Origin of the sequence: Streptomyces sp. NPDC091682 (assembly GCF_044756625.1) — a bacterium.
Taxonomy (GTDB): Bacteria; Actinomycetota; Actinomycetes; order Streptomycetales; family Streptomycetaceae; genus Streptomyces.
In genome coordinates this window covers 35,903-53,844 of sequence record NZ_JBIVTH010000001.1, presented here as the reverse complement: position 1 = coordinate 53,844, position 17,942 = coordinate 35,903, and the positions used below count along the sequence as shown (strand labels likewise).

Below are 17,942 nucleotides of genomic sequence, written 5' to 3'. Positions count from 1 at the left end.
CGTGGAGGACCGCCGGAAGCCGGCGGGCCGCGTCAGGCCGTGCCGATGACCACCGTCGCGTACAGCTCCTCCGAGGTCACCGCGCGGACCGCGAGGCCCGCCGAGGTCAGGGCCGAGGCCGTCGACGGGGACTGGCGGGCGCTCGTCTCGATCAGCAGGCGGCCGCCCGGGGCCAGCCAGGGCAGGGCCCCCGCCGCCACCCGGCGGTGGATGTCCAGGCCGTCGGCCCCGCCGTCCAAGGAGACCAGCGGCTCGTGGTCCCGTGCCTCCGACGGCATGAGGACGATCTCCTCCGTCGGCACGTACGGGGCGTTGACCACCAGCACGTCCACCCGGCCGCGCAGCGAGGACGGGAGGGCCTCGTACAGGTCGCCCTCCCACACCCGGCCGCCGTACGGGGCCACGTTGCGCCGCGCGTACACCAGCGCCGCCGGGTCGATGTCCGCCGCGTGCAGCTCCACGCCGCCCGGCAGGTGCGCGGCCACCGCCGCGCCCAGGGCGCCGACCCCGCAGCACAGGTCCAGGACCACCGCGCCGGGCCGGGCCAGGGCCACCGCCTCCCGCACCAGGAACTCGGTGCGCCGGCGCGGTACGAAGGCTCCCGCGCCGACCTCCAGGCGCAGCCCGCAGAACTCCGCCCAGCCGACGACGTGTTCCAGCGGTTCACCGCCCACCCGGCGGGCCAGCAGCTCCGCCAGGTGGTCCGGGTCGGCGGCGGCCCCGGTCAGGAGCTCCGCCTCCTCCTCCGCGAAGACGCAGCCCGCCGCGCGCAGGGATTCCACAAGTGATGTCACAGGGTTCAGTGTCCTCGGTACTCGGTACTCGGTACTCGACTAGGGGCCCGCAGTCGTCCGGGGCGCTCAGAAGACGTCCGGGCACCACGGGCGGCGCGCCGTACGGAACACCGCGTCCGCCAGCACGGCCGCCCCCGGGCGTTCCTCCGTGACCCGTCCCAGCGCGGCCAGCCGCACCGCGGACGCGTCCCCCAGGTACAAGGAGCCCAGCTCGGCCACGTCCAGCCGCAGGTCAGGCGCCTCCTCGGTCCGCTCGCACGCACCGGTGCCCGCGTCCAGCCGGTAGCGGCCGGCCGCCGGCCCCCTCTCGTCCGCGACCTCCAGGACGAGCACCCCGGGCACCTCGTACGTCCGCGCGCCCAGCGCCCGTACGACGTCCAGCACCCGTACCCACATGAAGTCCGAGGCGGTGACGATCCGGGCCGAGCGCGGGTCGGGCAGCAGCTGCGGGGCGAGGTCGTCGGGGGCCCGGTAGCCGGTGCGGACCTTCAGCACCCAGTCGATCGAGCACAGGAACTGCCACAGCGCCCGCTCCGCCTGCGGAGTGACCGCCAGCAGGTCGCTGACCTGCACGGTGCTCTGCGGAACCTTCGCATCCGTCCAGTGGTCGTCGGCGCTGTAGACGGCGAGGCCGGCCACCTCCCCCTCCGCCGTCCGGTACACGGCGTGGAACTTCTCCTGATAAGTGCGGTACGACCACTGCTCCAGTCCGGTCTGCAGGCTCCACCAGCGCTCGTCCCGGTTCACGGCCCCGGGCGTGCGCGCCCGCAGCCGCTCGTGCAGCTCGGGCCCCACGCGCCGCAGCTCCTCCACGTCCACCAGCTCGATCCGGCCGCCGTCCACGGGCGCCGACAGCCGCCGGTCGAGCCCGGTGCGCGCGACGTCGATCTCCCACTCCACGAGGGAGGTGGCGGGCCCGAACCCGTACCGCCCGTAGATCGGGTACTCGGCGGCGATCAGCGTCGCGAGCGCGTCGCCGCGCGCCTTCGCCGCGGCGAACTCGGCGGCCATCATCCGGGTCAGCAGGCCCTGGCGGCGGTGGGTGGGCAGCACGCCCACGTTGGAGATCGCGGTGGCGCGGACGGCCGCCCCGCCCGGCACGGTCAGCTCCTGCGGGAAGGAACGCAGGGCGGCCACGCAGCGACCGCTGTCGGCGTCGAACGCCCCCTGCATCCGGGAGAAGTCGCAGTACTTGGCGCGCTGGGCTATGTCGGCCTCGGTCACCCGGTGGGTGGTCAGGAAACCGGTGTGCACGGCGCGCACCCAGTCGGGGAGTTCGGATTCGGCGATCGGCCGGACGTCAGCACTCATAACTGCCCACGCTAATCTCCCGGCCGCCGCCGGTCGCCCGAATTTTCCGCGCCCGTCCGCTACGCCAGCAGGTCGTCCACCTGCGCCTCTCCCTCCCGGTACCGCCGGGTGATCTCCGTACTGCAGTCGTCCACCGTGCGCTGGAGCTGCTGGCGGCGCCGCGAGACCTGCTGCTCGTAGCGCACCAACCGCCCCAGCCCGTCGTGCAGTTCGCCGTCCGTGCGGGCGCCCAGGTCAGAGAGCTCCACGTCGGCCAGCATCTCCGCGGCCAGCAGCCGGTACTCCTCGCTGTGCGGGGTGCCGAGCGTGACGTGCCGGGCGGAGGCGCTGCGGCTGGAGGGGGCGTCGGCGAGGATCACCGAGAGCCGGTCCACCACCGGCGCCTCGGGGTCCGTCCGCCGGGCCAGCTCCGCCCGCAGGATGTCGATGCGGCCCTGGAGCAGTCTGCGCACGTAGCTCAGATCGGCCTCGTCGCGCTGCGCGTCACGGCGCAGCGCGCGCAGTTCCGGTAGCCCGAGCGCGGTGGTCGGGCTCGGCGGCCCCTGCGTCTCGGCCGTGCGCTGCGCGGGCGGTCGTACCGCGGCAGCTGCGACGGAAGCGGGTGATGCAGGTACGGAGGTACCAGATGTATTCATACGAACGGGTCCGTCCCCTCGACCGGTGCGGCCACCCGCACCGCCTGCTTGCATCGTGCCACTCCCCGTAGCCCCCACGCAGTCCCACTCCACCCGATCGGCCCCGGACGGGTGCAAGCCTGATACACAGGTGGTATGCGAGCAGTGGTGCAGAGGGTGGACGGCGCGAGCGTCGTCGTGGGCGGCGAGACCGTGGGCGAGATCGTCGGCGAGGGGTTGTGCGTGCTGGTGGGGGTGACCCACGACGACACCCCGGAGAAGGCAGAACTGCTGGCCCGCAAACTGTGGTCCGTACGGATCCTGGAGGGCGAGAAGTCCTGCAGCGACAACGGCGCACCGCTGCTGGTGATCTCCCAGTTCACGCTCTACGGCGACGCCCGCAAGGGCCGCCGCCCCACCTGGAACGCGGCGGCCCCCGGCCCGGTGGCCGAGCCGCTGGTCGACGAGGTCGTGGCGCAGTTGCGCGCGCTGGGTGCGACGGTGGAGACGGGCCGGTTCGGAGCGGACATGCGGGTCTCGCTGACCAACCACGGCCCGTTCACCATCGTCATCGACATCTGACGGCGGCGGCGGTCAGGGGGCTACGACGACCTCCTGCGCGGCGGCCGTCTTCCCGGCCAGCAGCGGCGCGTCGACCGGCACGTTCCGCTTGACCAGCGCGAGCGCGATCGGACCCAGCTCGTGGTGACGGACGGCCGTGGTCACGAAGCCCAGCTGACGGCCCTCCTCCCCGTCCGCGGCGAGCCGCACCGGCGTGCCGTGCGCCGGGAGCAGCACCTCCGAGCCGTCCAGGTGCAAGAAGACCAGGCGGCGCGGGGGCTTCCCCAGGTTGTGGACGCGGGCGACCGTCTCCTGGCCGCGGTAGCAGCCCTTCTGCAGGTGCACGGCGGTACCGATCCAGCCCAGCTCGTGCGGGATGGTGCGGTGGTCGGTCTCCTGGCCGAGCCGCGGCCGGTGCGCCTCGACGCGCAGGGCCTCGTACGCGAGCAGGCCCGCGGCCGGGCCGTGCGCGGCGGCGAACGGCTCCAGCTCGCCGCGGGGCAGGAAGACGTCCCGGCCGTACGCGGTCTCCCGGACGATGTGCTCCTTGTCCGGGGTGACCTCGGCGATGGATCCGGCCGGCAGGTGCACGACCGCGAACTCCTCGGTGCGGTCGGCGACTTCGACGCGGTAGAAGAACTTCATGGACTCCAGGTAGGCGATCAGCTCGCCCTGGGTACCCGGCTCCACGTGCGCCCACGTGGTCTCGCCGTCGTCGACGAGGTAGAGCGCGTGCTCGATGTGCCCGTTGGCGGAGAGGATCAGCGCCTCGGTGGCCTGCCCGGCCGGCAGCTCGGTGAGGTGCTGGGTGAGCAGCAGGTGCAGCCAGCTCAGGCGCTCCGGCCCGCTGACGGTGACGACTCCGCGGTGCGAGAGGTCGACGAAGCCGCGCCCCTCCGCGAGGGCGCGCTGTTCGCCGTACAGCTCGCCGTAGTGGGCGGCGACGCCCTCGTCACGGCCTTCGGCCGGTACGGCGCCGGGGAGATGGAGCAAGGGGCTGCTGGTCATGGGACCAAGCGTACGACCCTGCTACGACTGCGCGGCACGCTGTTTGGCAGCGCACTTGCGGCACAGACCGAAGATCGCGAAGTGCTTCATGTCGGTCTCGAAGCCGAAGGTGCTGCGGAGCTTCGCCGTGAACTCGGCGGCGATGTCCACGTCCGCCTCGATGACCTCGGCGCAGTCCCGGCAGACCAGGTGGATGTGGTGGTGCCGGTCGGCGAGGTGGTAGGTGGGGGCCCCGTGCCCGAGGTGGGCGTGCGAGACCAGCTTGAGCTCTTCCAGGAGCTCCAGGGTGCGGTAGACGGTGGAGATGTTGACCCCGGAGGCGGTCTTGCGCACCTCGACGAGGATCTCGTCCGGGGTGGCGTGCTCCAGGGCGTCGACCGCTTCGAGCACGAGCTGGCGCTGCGGTGTCAGCCGGTATCCGCGCTGCCGCAGGTCGCTCTTCCAGTCAGAGCCTTCGGTGTCCACGCTGCTCCCCACCCGGCCAGTGTATGCGCGCGAAGGGGACCGCGGGCGATCCCGCGGTCCCCTTTCGCACAGCCTTGCGCACTGCTCGGCGCATTGCTTCGCGTACTGCCTCGTGTACAGCCGGTGGGCTCAGCGGAAGAAGGCGATGCCGTCGTCCGGCATGTCCGGGAGGTTGCGCGCCATCTCGGCGACCTCCTCGGGCGTGACGACCTTCTTCAGCTGGGCCGACATGTACGGGCGCAGCTCGACGTCCGGGGTGGCCTTCTCGCCGACCCACATGAGGTCGCTCTTCACGTAGCCGTAGAGCCGCTTGCCGCCGCTGTACGGGCCGGAGGCCGCGGTGCGGGCGACCGCGTCGGTGACCAGGTCGATCTGGGGCTTCTGGTCGGCGAGCTCGCCGTACCAGACCTCGACGACGCCCTGGTCGCGGACCATGACGATCTCGACCTTGCGGTCCTTGTCGATGCGCCAGTAGCCCGACTCGGACTCCAGCGGGCGCACCTTGTTGCCCTCGGCGTCGAGCACCCAGGTGTGGGAGGTGTACTCCAGGAAGTCCCGGCCGTCGTGGCTGAAGACGACCTCCTGGCCGAAGTTGCACTTCTCCTCACCGGGGAAGTCGAAGACTCCCGCACCCTCCCAGTTACCGAGGAGGAAGGCGAGGGGGACGAGGCCCGGGTTCAGGTCGGACGGGATCTGGATCATGAATGGCTGCTCAGGCGATCTGTCGGAGGGGTTCCGGGGCGGTCTGCTGGGCGGATGCTCAGCGCTGACCCTGGTACAGCTTCTTGACGGCCAGGCCGGTGAAGGCCATGACGCCGACGCAGACCAGGACCAGCAGGGAGGTGAAGACTGCCTCAAGCACGGGGTGCTCCTCGGAATTCGTTCGGGGGGTACGGGCCGGTTCCCAAGCCTACTGTCCCGGGGCCGGGCGCACCGTGTGAGGTGGCCCGTAGCCCCGGTCCGGCCCGGGACCGGCCCGGGACCGGCCCGGCGGTCAGCTCAGCAGCTGGCTCTGCAGGATCACCGACTGGTGGAAGGGGACGGGGGCCACCTCGCCCTTGCGGGTCTGGATGACCATGCCCAGGACATCACCTGTCCGGAGGCACCCGATCTTGGTCTGCTCGTCCCCGAGGACGGGCTTCACTTCCTGGTAGATGCTGAGTTCGGTGCCGTCGAAGTTGGCCGCCCCCGGGAAGTCCAGCGTGGTGCTGTTCATCTGGGTGTTCTTGGCCTTGCTCCAGACGTCGTCCAGGTCCAGGGCCGAGACGCCGTTCAGCTGCGCGTTGCTGTCGCAGCCCTTGAACGCGTCCACGAAGCCCGAGGAGTGGAAGCGCAGCAGGTACACGTGGGTCCGCGTGCCGTCCGCCGTCGTCCAGCCCCGGCCGGTGATCTGCCGCAGCCCGTCCCATTCGAGGGACTGCTTCAGCTTCTCGCGGGCCTCGGACGTGTACTCCTCCAGGAAGGCGTCGACCGACACCGCCCCGTCCTTGTCCGCCTTGACCGTGTCGTCGGCCTTGGCACCCACGGGGGCGGGCAGCAGCAGGCCGTTGAGCTTCGCGTAGTGCGTCCCGTCCCTGTTGTCCGGGCCCTGGGGCACCGGGGCGCCGGCGGGCAGCGCGGGCCGGGACAGCTCCGGGAACGTCCAACGGCCGTCGCTCTCGGTGGCCAGGCCGGGGATGTCGGTGCGCTCGGGCACCGTGATCCCGAGCGCGACCCCCGTGCCGACGGCGGCGAAGACGACGACGGCGGCGGTCCAGCGCAGGGCGGCGAACAGACGCCGCCGGTCCTTGGGCGGGGCGGGCGGGGCCGGCCAGGGGCTGGCTCCGCCCTCGGCCGCGGCCGCGGGCGCGGTCCAGGGGTTGGCGCCGGGCTCGGGCGTGGCCCCGGGGGCCTGAACGGCGGGCGCGGGCTCCGGGGCACCGGCGGCCTCCGCTACCGCGGCGACTGCCTCGGTGGCCTCCGGCTCGGGCGCGGGCTCGGGCTCGGGCGCGGGCACGTGCTCGGCCCCGGCCCCGGCCTCGGAGGTCTGCGCGGCGGGCGCGGGCACGGCCGCCCCCTCGCCGCCGGTGGTGGTCTGCTCGCTCACGCGGACTCTCCGGGGGACTTGAGGTGGTCGAGTTGCTGCTTGAACAGGCCCGCGGCGTCCTTCACCGCGAATCCCTTGCTCCCGTACATGCGGAAGGTCACGAGGACGTCCCCTTCGACCGCCACGCAGTCGAGGGCGTCGATCTTCTCCTTGCCGTCCTTCCCGCCCTTGAGCGAGTCGTCCAGCCCGCACTTGGCCTGCGGATAGCCCTCGACCTGGGGCGCCTTGCCGTCGGCGCCGGTGAACTCGATGAGCTTCTTGGCGAACTCGCCGAACTTGGCGAGCTGCTGCGGATCGGCCTGGACGAGCCGGATCTCGGCGACCGCACCGCCGTAGCCTTCGCCGCGGGCATAGCTGCGCCCGGCCATGCCCTTGAGCTTCATGTCCGCCAGCGCCTTGTCCCGCTCGGTGCGTTCGCTGCTGGAGAGACCCGTACGGGCGTCCTTGAAGCTCTGCAGCGCCTTGTCGCTCGGGAGGTAGTAGAAGTTCCCCTCGGGGTCGACGTCGGGGCCGGGCCAGTAGTCGACGGGCATGGGCAGCAGCTTGCCCGTCAGCTCGTTGGGGGGCACCGACGGCACCGGGGCCGCCGAGCCGCCGGTCGTGTGGTTCTCGGGCACCCAGTACCGCGTCGGTGCGGTCCGGTCGGCGTTCGCGAACGCGGCCGTGGCGGCGACGCCGGCGCCCGCCAGGACGACGACGGCCACGGACGCCGCGACCAGGGCGAGCGTCCTGCGGTTCCGCTTGCGCGCGGGCGCGGCTGCGGGCGTCGGCGCGGCTGCGGGCTCGACCGTCTCGGCCGCCGCGATCACGGGCTGGGCCTCGGGCACGGGCTGGGCCTCGGCCGCGGGCGCGGAGTCGGGATCGGTGTGCTGCGCGGGCTCCGGCACGGCGTCGGTTGCGTTCTGCTGCTCGCTCACAGCCGCTCCATCTGTCGCTTGGCCAGCTCGACCACGGTCTTCTCGTCGATCTCGCCGCGGTTGTTCGTGTACTCGATGACCGCCACGATGTCGCCGCGGCGGATCAGCGCGCGGCCCTGGCGGATCGGGTGGTAACCGGGCTCCTCATGCGCTTCGGAGTCGATCCACAGGTGCCCGAAGTCCCCCGGTACGCCCGGGAGTTCCTTGCCCGTGTTGCCCGCGAAATCCTTGCCGGGCATGTACTTCACCATGCCCGCGTAGAAGTCCTCGGCGCCGCCGCGCTCACGGAACTGGAGCAGGTTGATGTCGACGAAGTTCCGGTCGTTCTCGGCCCAGTGGGCGGAGGCGAGGCGCTTGACGTGCCTGGCGAGCGAGCCGACGCCCTCGGAGGGGTCGAGGAAGTAGCCCGCGGAGAAGTTGTCCGGGGATTCGGGCCCCGAGACGCTGTCCTGCGCGCCGCCGGGAACGTCCAGCAGCTTCTTGGCCAGGTCCTCGTCCGCCTTGTGCCAGCGATTGGCGTTGATCGAGCGCCGGCTCGACGCGTCGTTCATGGCGGCCGGCGACGGCGCGGCCATCTTCTGCCGGGCCAGCGGCGGCAGCGGGGTGGGCTCGCGGTGGTACTGGACCGCGTAGCCGGTGATCGTCCCGGCGAGGACGCCGAGCGCTACCGCGCCCGCGATCAGAAGAGCCGTGCGCCCCGCCCGGCGGCGCGGGACCGAAGTGTCCGGCTCCGGTGCGCTCTCCCCCTCTTTCTGCGGCTCCGGGATGGTCTGTTCGTGTTCCAAAGGGGTCCCCCACAGGCCTGCGAGCGCGAGCTGGTTACCCGCGCGTACCCCTTGACCCACACCGCGACGGAGCAGTTGTACGAGGGAAGATCACATTCTCGTCTCGTGAGGTTTCAGTCGTCGTGGCGCCGTTTTCCATCCAGTTCGTCCCACCACTCGTCGGACTTCGGGTCGCCCGAGGGGTCGTCCCACCAGCGGTCGTCCGGGCCGCGCCGGTTGGCGATCATCGCGGCGACCGGCGGGATGACCATGGCGACCACGCACATGGCCACGGCAGCCTCCACCGACAGCAGGCGCACGAAGGTCCAGGCGGACACGAAGAGGACCAGGCATCCGCCCATGAGCAGGAAGTAGACGCGCCGGCGCCGGGCGTACATGCCTCCAGCGTAGATCCGGCGCCCCCGCCCGCAAGGGACGCGGACGGCACGAAGGGCCGCACCCCGTTCCAGTGGCGTCCAACCCCCGGGGGTGCGGCCCTTCGGCCGTTCGATCAGGCGATCACACGTGCGGTGCTCAGACCGCGATCGCCACGTCCGTCACGCCGCCGGCCTCGGCGACGACCACGGCACGGTCCGCCTGGGCACCCGGGACGAGCGCCCGCAGCGTCCAGGAGCCGGTGGCGGCGTAGAAGCGGAACTGGCCGGTCGCCGAGGTCGGGACCTCCGCGGTGAACTCGCCGGTCGAGTCCAGCAGGCGGACGTAGCCGGACACCGGCTCGCCGTCCTTGGTGATCTGGCCCTGGATGGCGGTCTCACCGGGCTTCAGCGTCGCGAGGTCGGGCCCGCCGATCTGTGCTCCACACATGTTCTCTGTCCTGTCCTAGAGAGGTCGTACTACGAGGGCCGTCGCGTGCCCGGTGGTCTGCTTACTTGTTGGCGCCGAGCTCGATCGGCACGCCGACGAGCGAGCCGTACTCGGTCCACGAACCGTCGTAGTTCTTGACGTTCTCCTGGCCCAGGAGCTCGTGCAGCACGAACCACGTGAGCGCGGAGCGCTCACCGATGCGGCAGTAGGCGATGGTGTCCTTCGCCAGATCGACCTGCTCCGCCTGGTAGAGGGCGGTCAGCTCGTCGTCCGACTTGAAGGTGCCGTCGTCGTTGGCGTTCTTCGACCACGGGATGTTGCGGGCGCTCGGCACGTGACCGGGGCGCTGCGACTGCTCCTGCGGGAGGTGCGCCGGGGCGAGCAGCTTGCCGGAGAACTCGTCGGGCGAACGGACGTCGACCAGGTTCAGGGAGCCGATCGCGGCCACGACGTCGTCGCGGAAGGCGCGGATGGAGGTGTCCTGGGGCTTGGCCTTGTACGCGGTGGCCGGGCGGTTCGGGACGTCCGTGCCGTCGACCAGGTCGCGGGAGTCGAGCTCCCACTTCTTGCGGCCGCCGTCGAGGAGCTTCACGTCCTGGTGGCCGTAGAGCTTGAAGTACCAGTAGGCGTAGGACGCGAACCAGTTGTTGTTGCCGCCGTAGAGGACGACGGTGTCGTCGTTGGAGATGCCCTTGGCGGAGAGGAGCTTCTCGAAGCCCTCCTGGTCCACGAAGTCGCGGCGGACCGGGTCCTGGAGGTCGCTCTTCCAGTCGATCCGGACGGCGTTGGTGATGTGGTTCTTGTCGTACGCGGACGTGTCCTCGTCCACCTCGACGATGACGACGTTGGCGTCGTTCAGGTGGGCCTCGACCCAGTCGGCGTCTACGAGGACGTCGCTGCGGCTCATGGTGTTCTCCTCCGGGGCAGTGTGCGGCGGGGCTGTGCTGGTAACGCGTGCTGCGTGCCTACGGGTGCGCTCGAGGTCCTGCGCGGGGAGGCGTCAGGGAATCAGGAGGCTGGTGCGGTCACGCGGGAAGGGCCGTGGGGCCGTCGTCCGGTCGATGGAGCGGATGCGCTCACAGTTCACATGGATCGACAGAGCATGGCGGCGACGCGACACAGGTCTACTGCCCGTCGCTTCGTGAGGTCCGCCTGCTGATGCTTCATAGCCATGGATCGTAGGGACGAATCAGCCGCCCTGTCACCGGCGTGTCATATATCGAGACAGGATCGTCCGAATGTTGGGATGCGAGAGCCCGGGGCGGCCGCTGCGGCGCCCCCGGGACCTGCCGTGCGGCCCGTCCTTCTGCGGATCGGACCGCGCCGTCTCACGATCCGGCCACCACCACGTTCGTGCCGCCCAGCGCGAGGTGCACGCCGGCCTCGTCCGAGGTCAGGGACGAGAGCTGGAGTCCGGCCGGCATGCCGCTGCCGAGATCGCGGTCGAAGTCGGTCTTCTTGCGGATCATCCCCTCGACCCCGGGCAGGCTCGCGCCCGGCACCTCGTCGGCGCGCACCCGGACGATCTTGCCCTTTCCGCCGGTCGCGTCCTCCAGGGTGACGGTCGACACCACGCTGTGCGACAGCTTCTTGCCGGCGAGGTCCACTGTCGCGGTGACCTTCACCTTGCCCGGCGCCCCGCCGTAGGAGAGGGTCGCGCCGGTCTGCGAGGCCGCCGTCAGGTCGGCGTACGTGATGAGCGCGGTGCCCTCGGCCCGGTCGGCGGTGCCGCCGCTGTAGTCACCGTTCAGCTTCACCCCGTGGAAGCTCGCGTCCAGCTCCGACAGCCGCGTCTTGCGGCCCTCGGCGGTGACCTCCACGCCCCGCAGCTTCAGGTCGACCTGGTCGAGGTCGCGGCTGAGCACCTGGGTGAGGAAGGGGAAGCCGTGGACCTCCACCTCCGAGGAACCGGCCAGGCCCTGCCGCGCCTGTATTCGCTCGGCCAGCCGGTTCTCGACGTAACCCGCGGCCCAGCGGTCCACCCCCACGAACAGGGCCCCCAGAACCACTCCGACGATCACAACGACACGTAGGAAACGCACGTTCCCTCCCCCTACTAATCGGTACGTGCGTTCTAGTTGACCATGACCGTCGTCAGGCAGGGATCAGCCCACCACCCGGCCGATCAAGTACACGGCGGGGGCGGCCGCCGCGAGCGGCAGGGCCACACCGGCCGTCATGTGCACAAACTTCGACGGGTAGTCGTACGCCGCCACGCGCAGCCCGACCAGCGCGCACACCCCGGCCACGAGACCGATCAGCGCCCCGCCCGCACCGACCGAGGTCAGCCCGCCGACCGCGATGCCGGCACCGGCGGCCGCGGCCAGCGAGACGCCGACCGAGGGGGCGGTGGGCAGCGGCAGCGCACGGGCGAAGACGGCGACCGCGACGGCGACCGCACCGACCGTGGCGGCGGCGGAATCGGCCGCGAGATAGCCCGCACAGATGATGGCGAGGGCGGCCGAGGCCACCGAGGCCATCAACCCGTACATCCGCTCGTCGGGATCGGCGTGGCTGCGCAGCTGCAGGACGAGCGTGAGCAGCACCCAGGCACCGAGGGTGCCGACGATCGCACCGGCTCCGTAGAGGGGATCGACGGCGAGCACGGCCGCATCGGCGACGACGGCTCCGGCGAAGGCGAGGGCGATGCCCTGACGGGCGGGCCACATGCCGTTGAGGCGGAACCAGCCGGCTGCCGTGAGGCCCTGCAGGGCGATCAGCGGCAGGAGCAGGGCGTACTGCCCGAAGGCGGCGGCCACGGCGAGCAGCAGCCCGAGGGCAGCGGTGAGTATGGCGGACTGCGGACCGGGGTCGATGATCGGCGACCGGCCCTCGGCGCGCGCCTGGGCGGGGTCGACGGCGCGCAGGGTGTTGCCGGCGAGGGTGGGCGGGGACCAGGAGGTGATCTCCTGCGGCTCGGCGGCGGACACGTCGGCCACCGGCGGCATGTACGCCGTCTCCTCGACCGGCAGCGGCTGCCGGTGCTGCTGGTGCTGGTTCGGGGGCTGGTGCTGCTGGTCGGGCCCGGGGCCCGGGTAGGGCGGCAGGTAGGCCGTCTCCGCACCCTGCGGCCACTCCTGGACCGGAGCAGCGGCGGGCGCCGGAGCCTGGGCCCCGTCCCGGTACCAGCCCTCGGGAACCACCGGCTGCGGGTACGCATCCGGGGCCGGGGCGTAGCCGCCGACGGCTCCGGAGCCGTCCGGCCAGGAGCCCGGGGCCGCCGGGGCCGCCGGGGCCTCGTCGCGGAACCAGCCCTCGGGCGCCGCCGGCTGCCCGGGCACCGCGCCCAGCGGCGGGTGCACCGGCTGGTAGCTGGTGTCCCAGGTGTCGGACTGCCAGGTCTGGGTCCCGTACGGGTCCTCCTGGTGCTGCTGGTGCTGCTGCGCGTACTGCTGGTGCTGCTGCTGCGCGTACTGCTGGCGCTGCTGTTCTTCAGGCGTACTCATCGGCTCCCGCTCACCCGCCCGCGAACGGCGGGAGCACCTCGACGGTGCCCCCTTCGGTCAGCGGGACGGAATCATGCGGGCGCTTGCCCACAGGCTCGTCGTTCACGAGGAAGGAGCAGCGCAGCAGGACCCGGGTCAGCTCCCCGGGGTGGCGCTCCCGCACGGCGTCGAGCGCCTCGGCCAGTGTGCGCGCCGAGTACGGCTCCTCCGCCGTCTTGGCCGCGGCCTTGGCCGCCGCCCAGTAGCGGATGGTTCCGGTTGCCACTGCTGCTCCTATCGTCGGCTCTCTACCGTCGGCCTCCATGATGGCCCCTCCCGCCGCCGACCCCCGCGTGCCCCGACGCGCCGGGTGTGCGCCCGTCGGCCCCGAGTTACCGCTCGGCGGGCCCCCGATCCGGTGAAACCCGGGCTTACGCAGGGCGGGGGCGTGGCATGAACCACAGAAGTGGAAGCGGAAGAAGCCTCGGCCACGCATCGACGGGTGGGCTATTCTGCTTGGCGAGAGGATCCGGGCAACGTTGCCCCCGGGTCCTTTTGTGCTTTCAGCGCGTTGAACGAACCGAGAACAGTGGTATCCATGCGGACCCCAGGGCGCGGGGATCGCGGGGACGCCGGGCAAGACGTACGAAGCAGTACCACGCATGTCCTCGACGGGACCGAGGAGGAACCGACGTGATGGACCAGCGAACCGTGCACCACCGTCCGACCCGGGCAGGTGGTCGGTCGTGAGCTCACTCCTGCTGCTCACCAACGCCCTGCAGCCGTCGACCGAGGTGCTGCCCGCCCTCGGCCTGCTGCTGCACAACGTCCGGGTCGCCCCGGCCGAGGGCCCCGCCCTGGTGGACACCCCGGGAGCCGATGTCATCCTCGTAGACGGCCGCCGCGACCTGCCGCAGGTGCGGTCGCTGTGCCAGCTGCTCCGCTCCACCGGACCGGGCTGTCCGCTGATCCTGGTCGTCACCGAGGGCGGCCTGGCGGCCGTCACCGCCGACTGGGGCATCGACGATGTCCTCCTGGACACCGCGGGTCCGGCGGAGGTCGAGGCACGGCTGCGCCTGGCCACCGGCCGTCAGCAGCTGGGCTCGGACGACTCCCCGATGGAGATCCGCAACGGTGACCTGTCGGTGGACGAGGCCACGTACTCCGCCAAGCTCAAGGGGCGGGTGCTCGACCTCACCTTCAAGGAGTTCGAGCTGCTCAAGTACCTCGCCCAGCACCCGGGCCGGGTCTTCACGCGCGCCCAGCTGCTCCAGGAGGTCTGGGGCTACGACTACTTCGGCGGCACCCGGACCGTCGACGTGCACGTACGGCGGCTGCGCGCCAAGCTCGGCCCCGAGCACGAGTCCCTGATCGGCACGGTCCGCAACGTCGGCTACCGCTTCGTCACGCCGGAGAAGGTCGAGCGGGCGGCGGCGGAAGCCGCGGCCCAGGCGGCGGCCAAGGCCGCGGCCAGGACCGCCGGTCAGCCGGCTGCGCAGCCGGCGCAGACGGCCGCGCAGCCGGCTTCACAGACCGCCTCGTAGTCGGCTCCGGCCGTCACCCGATCGGCCGAAGACGGTGTGAGCATCCACTTGGCAGTACGCCCTGCCCAGAGGTAGGTCACCCCGCGTAGACTGCCGCGCGTGGCCAAGGTGACGCGGGATGACGTTGCACGACTTGCGGGTACGTCGACCGCCGTCGTGAGCTACGTCATCAACAACGGACCCCGGCCGGTCGCCCCGGCCACGCGCGAGCGTGTCCTCGCCGCGATCAAGGAGCTGGGCTACCGCCCGGACCGGGTCGCCCAGGCGATGGCCTCGCGGCGCACCGACCTCATAGGCATGATCGTCCCGGACGCCCGGCAGCCGTTCTTCGCCGAGATGGCGCACGCGGTCGAACAGGCCGCCGCCGAGCGCGGAAAGATGGTCCTGGTCGGCAACTCCGACTACCGCACCGAGCGCGAGGTCCACTACCTGCGGGCCTTCCTCGGAATGCGGGTCTCGGGCCTGATCCTGGTCAGCCAGGGCATGAGCGAGCAGGCGGCCAGCGAGATCGAGGCGTGGGACGCCCGGGTCGTGCTGCTGCACGAACGCCCGGAGGCGATCGACGACGTCGCCGTCGTCACGGACGACATCGGCGGCGCCCAGCTCGCCACCCGCCACCTGCTGGAGCACGGGCACGAGTACGTCGCCTGCATCGGCGGCATCGAGAACACCCCCTCGGTCGGCGACCCGGTCGCCGACCACGTCGAGGGCTGGCGCCGGGCCATGCTGGAGGCCGGCCGCTCCGTCGAGGGCCGGCTCATCGAGGCCCCGTACAACCGCTACGACGCGTACACGGTCGCCCTGGAGGTCCTGGCGCGGCCCGACCGGCCGACGGCCATCTTCTGCGCCACGGACGACCAGGCGATCGGTGTGCTGCGCGCCGCGCGCGAGCTGCGCATCGACGTGCCCGGGGAACTGGCCGTCGCGGGCTTCGACGACGTCAAGGAAGCCGCCCTCACCGACCCGCCGCTGACCACGATGGCCTCGGACCGCACGGCGATGGCCCGCGCGGCCGTGGACCTGGTCCTGGACGACGGCCTGCGGGTGGCCGGCTCCCGACGGGAACGGCTCAAGCAGTTCCCGTCGGCGCTGGTGATCCGCCGCTCCTGCGGCTGCCGCTGAGCGCAGGTCACGCGTCCAGCGTGCACGGCATCAGCAGGGAGAAGGCGTCCTCGGTGTCGGGGCGCAGGAGCACCAGCGGGGCCTTGGGGCCGACGTACTCCAGCAGCGCGTCGTCGCCCACGGCGAGCGCGTCGAGGAGGAAGGCGGGGTTGACCCCCACCCGGTCCCCGTCGGAGGCGGCGCCGCTCTCGTAGGCGTCGTCGGCGACGGTCACGGTGTCCGTCAGGACCAGGGCGCACCGTTCGCCGTCCTGCCCGGCCAGGACCTTCCGCAGGGCCTTCCGCAGGGCCGGCACGTCCAGCGGGATGCGGCGGCCCTCGGGGAGCTGCATCAGGCGGCGGTGGTCGGGGAACTCCTCGCCCAGTCCCCGCCCGGCGACCCGGCGGCCCTGCGTCTCCAGCTCGACCGCGTCGCCGTCCACGGTGAGCCGGGCCGGGGAGCCGTCGGTCAGCAGGGCCCGCATGGCGTCCGCGAGCGGGGCGGGCACGGTCAGCTGGACCCGCCCGCCGCCGTGGCCGGTGGTGGACGCGCGGGCCACGGCCATCCGGTAGCGGTCGGTGGCCACGACGTGCAGGTCCGAGCCCTCCGCGTCGAAGAGGATCCCGCCGAGCACCGGCAGCTCGGGGTCGGTCCCGACGGCGAAGCGTACGGAGTCCAGCGCGGCCGCGAACTCCGGGGCGGGCAGGGTCAGCCGGGCGGTGCGGGTGGTGGTGGTCATGGTGCTCTCCTTGTGTCCGAGTCGTGCGCGTACCGCGGAGAGCGCGCCGCGCGCATCGGCGAGCTCGCGTTCGAGCCGGCGCAGGTGCCCGTCCAGCAGCCGGGGCACCAGGCCGGTGTCCCCGCCGGACCAGGCCGCCAGGACCAGCCGGACGTCCGCGAGCGGCATCCCCGCCTGCCGGAGCCGGGCCAGCAGCCGGGCCTCGTCGAGCTGTTCGGGCGCGTACCAGCGGTATCCGGTCGCCGGATCCACCCGGGCGGGCGGCAGGACGCCCGCCCGGTCGTAGAAGCGCAGCGCGCTCACGCCCAGCCCGCTGTCGCGGCCCATCTCACCAATGCTGTGCATCTCGCTCTCCACACCCGTGACTCTGGGACCTCCACCAGGTCGAGGGTCAAGGCCGGTTCTCAGGTCGGTCGTAGCAGGTTCTGTCGGGCTTCTCAGGCCTGACTCAGGAAGCTCTCATGATCTGCGGCCAGAGTCGGTGCCATGACCGACAGCTTCCGCCGCGAAGGCGAGTACCCGCAGGAGAACAGCCCGGCCCAGCACGCGCCGTTCGGCGAGGACTGGCAGCGCGGGCACGACAGGCTGACGCAGGAGGCCGGAGCCGGGACCGGGACCGCAGCGGGGGCCGGAGCCGGGGCGGCGGCCCCCGCGGCCTACCCGCCGCCGCCCTCGTACCCGCCGGCCGCGCCCGGCTGGCACGAGGCGCACCTGCCGCCGGTCATCCGGGGCGAGACGGTCCCGGCGGCCGCGGGCGGCGTCGGCGGGGGCGAGGGCGGCGGCCCCCGCCAGCCCGCCCACGCCGCGCCCCCCGCACCGCGGGCCAAGCGGCCCGTCGCCCTGCTGGCCGCCGTCGCGCTCGCCGCGGCCCTGGTCGGCGGCGGCACCGCGGCCGCCGTCCAGCAGCTGATGGAGCGGCAGGCCGGCAGCACCGGGGGCGGGGTCAACGGCACCAACGTCTCGCAGTCGAACTCCGGCACCGTCACGGGAGTCGCCGAGCAGGTCAGCCCTTCGGTCGTCCGCATCGACGTCCGCACCGGCTCCGGCCAGGGCACCGGCTCCGGCATCGTCCTCACCGCCGACGGCGAGGTCGTCACCAACAACCACGTGGTGAGCGGCGCCTCCCAGATCCAGGTGACGATGAGCGACGGCAAGAAGTACCCGGCCAAGATCGTGGGCACCGACCCCGACAAGGACCTGGCCCTGATCAAGCTCCAGGGCGCCTCCGGGCTGAAGCCCGCCGCGCTCGGCGACTCCGGCGGCGTCAAGGTCGGTGACCAGGTCGTCGCCATCGGCTCGCCCGACGGCCTCACCGGCACCGTCACCAGCGGCATCGTCTCCGCGCTGAACCGCGAGGTGAAGGTGCCGAAGTCGGAGCAGCAGTCCCCGCAGGGCCGGCAGCAGGGCGAGGACAGCTGGCCGTTCTCCTTCGGCGGCCGCCAGTTCAACGGGGACACCGGCTCCGACACCACCTCGTACAAGGCCCTCCAGACGGACGCCTCCCTCAACCCCGGCAACTCCGGCGGCGCCCTCGTCGACATGAACGGCCGGATCGTGGGCATGCCGTCGGCGATCTACTCGCCCGCCTCCGGCAACTCCGCCGCCGGCAGCGTCGGCCTCGGCTTCGCCATCCCGGTCGACACGATCAAGGCCGACCTGGACTCCCTGCGCAAGGGCGGCCCCGGCGGCGCGGGCTCCTCCGGTACGGGCTCCGGCTCCGGCGCCGGCTCCGGCTCCGGCTCCGGCGCCGGCTCCGCCGCAAACGGCTTCGGCACCAGCTTCTGACCC

21 protein-coding genes are annotated in these 17,942 nt (G+C 72.3%); 4 read left to right on the top strand and 17 right to left on the bottom strand.

From position 1 onward, the window contains the following. Positions 1–32: 32 nt before the first annotated feature. Genes ACIQK6_RS00280 through ACIQK6_RS00270 form a run of 3 tightly spaced genes read right to left on the bottom strand, consistent with a single transcriptional unit; the run spans position 33 to position 2,740 of the window. Entirely contained in the window at positions 33–803 is a 771-nt protein-coding gene (locus ACIQK6_RS00280) for a putative protein N(5)-glutamine methyltransferase (protein ID WP_329107808.1), read from the bottom strand. A gap of 57 nt (positions 804–860) precedes the next feature. Continuing rightward, a complete protein-coding gene (locus tag ACIQK6_RS00275; protein WP_329100542.1) occupies positions 861–2,105 on the bottom strand; it encodes a GNAT family N-acetyltransferase in 1,245 nt (414 codons plus the stop codon). A 59-nt stretch (positions 2,106–2,164) separates the two neighbouring features. Beyond that, positions 2,165–2,740 carry an AmfC protein gene (locus ACIQK6_RS00270; protein WP_329100540.1) on the bottom strand — a complete coding sequence of 192 codons (576 nt, stop codon included), beginning with the start codon at positions 2,738–2,740 and terminating at the stop codon, positions 2,165–2,167. 135 nt (positions 2,741–2,875) lie between these two features. Between ACIQK6_RS00270 and dtd the strand changes: the two genes are divergently transcribed. Further along, positions 2,876–3,301 carry a D-aminoacyl-tRNA deacylase gene (gene dtd / locus ACIQK6_RS00265; RefSeq protein ID WP_030011201.1) on the top strand — a complete coding sequence of 142 codons (426 nt, stop codon included), beginning with the start codon at positions 2,876–2,878 and terminating at the stop codon, positions 3,299–3,301. Positions 3,302–3,313: 12 nt separating this feature from the next. Here the strand turns inward: dtd and ACIQK6_RS00260 are convergent, their stop codons facing one another. The 13 genes from ACIQK6_RS00260 to ACIQK6_RS00200 all read right to left on the bottom strand — a co-directional run bounded on the left by ACIQK6_RS00260 (position 3,314) and on the right by ACIQK6_RS00200 (position 13,056). Next, on the bottom strand, positions 3,314–4,288 hold the full coding sequence (locus tag ACIQK6_RS00260) for a folate-binding protein (protein WP_329100538.1): 975 nt from the start codon (positions 4,286–4,288) through the stop codon (positions 3,314–3,316). A gap of 21 nt (positions 4,289–4,309) precedes the next feature. Continuing rightward, positions 4,310–4,765 (bottom strand): Fur family transcriptional regulator, encoded by a 456-nt coding sequence (locus ACIQK6_RS00255; protein WP_328789840.1) that lies wholly within the window; start codon positions 4,763–4,765, stop codon positions 4,310–4,312. 117 nt (positions 4,766–4,882) lie between these two features. Beyond that, positions 4,883–5,455, bottom strand: a complete 573-nt coding sequence (locus ACIQK6_RS00250; RefSeq protein ID WP_030659031.1) for an FABP family protein — start codon at positions 5,453–5,455, stop codon at positions 4,883–4,885. Between the two features lie 292 nt (positions 5,456–5,747). Beyond that, entirely contained in the window at positions 5,748–6,839 is a 1,092-nt protein-coding gene (locus ACIQK6_RS00245) for a hypothetical protein (RefSeq protein ID WP_329100534.1), read from the bottom strand. Next, the gene (locus tag ACIQK6_RS00240; RefSeq protein ID WP_402694035.1) at positions 6,836–7,756 is read right to left on the bottom strand and encodes a hypothetical protein; all 921 of its coding nucleotides are present in this window, start codon (positions 7,754–7,756) and stop codon (positions 6,836–6,838) included. Before ACIQK6_RS00240 ends, ACIQK6_RS00245 begins: the two co-directional genes overlap by 4 nt. Continuing rightward, positions 7,753–8,541: a hypothetical protein gene (locus tag ACIQK6_RS00235; protein ID WP_329100531.1), complete on the bottom strand. Its 789-nt coding sequence runs from the start codon at positions 8,539–8,541 to the stop codon at positions 7,753–7,755. The genes ACIQK6_RS00240 and ACIQK6_RS00235 overlap by 4 nt, the downstream gene beginning before the upstream one ends. A 113-nt stretch (positions 8,542–8,654) precedes the next feature. Continuing rightward, positions 8,655–8,918 (bottom strand): DUF3099 domain-containing protein, encoded by a 264-nt coding sequence (locus ACIQK6_RS00230; protein ID WP_402694034.1) that lies wholly within the window; start codon positions 8,916–8,918, stop codon positions 8,655–8,657. Positions 8,919–9,054: 136 nt separating this feature from the next. Then, on the bottom strand, positions 9,055–9,345 hold the full coding sequence (locus tag ACIQK6_RS00225; RefSeq protein ID WP_030011783.1) for a DUF1416 domain-containing protein: 291 nt from the start codon (positions 9,343–9,345) through the stop codon (positions 9,055–9,057). 61 nt (positions 9,346–9,406) lie between these two features. After that, positions 9,407–10,252, bottom strand: a complete 846-nt coding sequence (locus ACIQK6_RS00220; protein WP_329100527.1) for a sulfurtransferase — start codon at positions 10,250–10,252, stop codon at positions 9,407–9,409. Positions 10,253–10,428: 176 nt separating this feature from the next. After that, positions 10,429–10,512 carry a putative leader peptide gene (locus tag ACIQK6_RS00215; protein WP_350206375.1) on the bottom strand — a complete coding sequence of 28 codons (84 nt, stop codon included), beginning with the start codon at positions 10,510–10,512 and terminating at the stop codon, positions 10,429–10,431. 161 nt (positions 10,513–10,673) lie between these two features. Further along, complete coding sequence (locus tag ACIQK6_RS00210) at positions 10,674–11,387, bottom strand: DUF2993 domain-containing protein (RefSeq protein WP_329100525.1); 714 nt, start codon at positions 11,385–11,387, stop codon at positions 10,674–10,676. Positions 11,388–11,450: 63 nt separating this feature from the next. After that, complete coding sequence (locus ACIQK6_RS00205) at positions 11,451–12,791, bottom strand: hypothetical protein (RefSeq protein WP_329100523.1); 1,341 nt, start codon at positions 12,789–12,791, stop codon at positions 11,451–11,453. 10 nt (positions 12,792–12,801) lie between these two features. Continuing rightward, entirely contained in the window at positions 12,802–13,056 is a 255-nt protein-coding gene (locus ACIQK6_RS00200; protein ID WP_030011762.1) for a MoaD/ThiS family protein, read from the bottom strand. A gap of 460 nt (positions 13,057–13,516) precedes the next feature. On the opposite strand from ACIQK6_RS00200, the gene ACIQK6_RS00195 reads away from it, so the two are divergent. Together ACIQK6_RS00195 and ACIQK6_RS00190 are read left to right on the top strand one after the other, a co-directional pair. After that, positions 13,517–14,314, top strand: coding sequence for a response regulator transcription factor (locus tag ACIQK6_RS00195; protein WP_329100521.1), 798 nt, complete (start codon positions 13,517–13,519; stop codon positions 14,312–14,314). Between the two features lie 99 nt (positions 14,315–14,413). Then, positions 14,414–15,436 carry a LacI family DNA-binding transcriptional regulator gene (locus tag ACIQK6_RS00190; protein WP_329100519.1) on the top strand — a complete coding sequence of 341 codons (1,023 nt, stop codon included), beginning with the start codon at positions 14,414–14,416 and terminating at the stop codon, positions 15,434–15,436. Positions 15,437–15,443: 7 nt separating this feature from the next. On the opposite strand, the gene ACIQK6_RS00185 is transcribed toward ACIQK6_RS00190, so the two are convergent. Next, complete coding sequence (locus tag ACIQK6_RS00185; RefSeq protein ID WP_329100517.1) at positions 15,444–16,499, bottom strand: MerR family transcriptional regulator; 1,056 nt, start codon at positions 16,497–16,499, stop codon at positions 15,444–15,446. Positions 16,500–16,640: 141 nt separating this feature from the next. On the opposite strand from ACIQK6_RS00185, the gene ACIQK6_RS00180 reads away from it, so the two are divergent. Next, on the top strand, positions 16,641–17,939 hold the full coding sequence (locus ACIQK6_RS00180) for a S1C family serine protease (protein WP_402694033.1): 1,299 nt from the start codon (positions 16,641–16,643) through the stop codon (positions 17,937–17,939). The last annotated feature ends 3 nt before the right edge of the window (positions 17,940–17,942 follow it).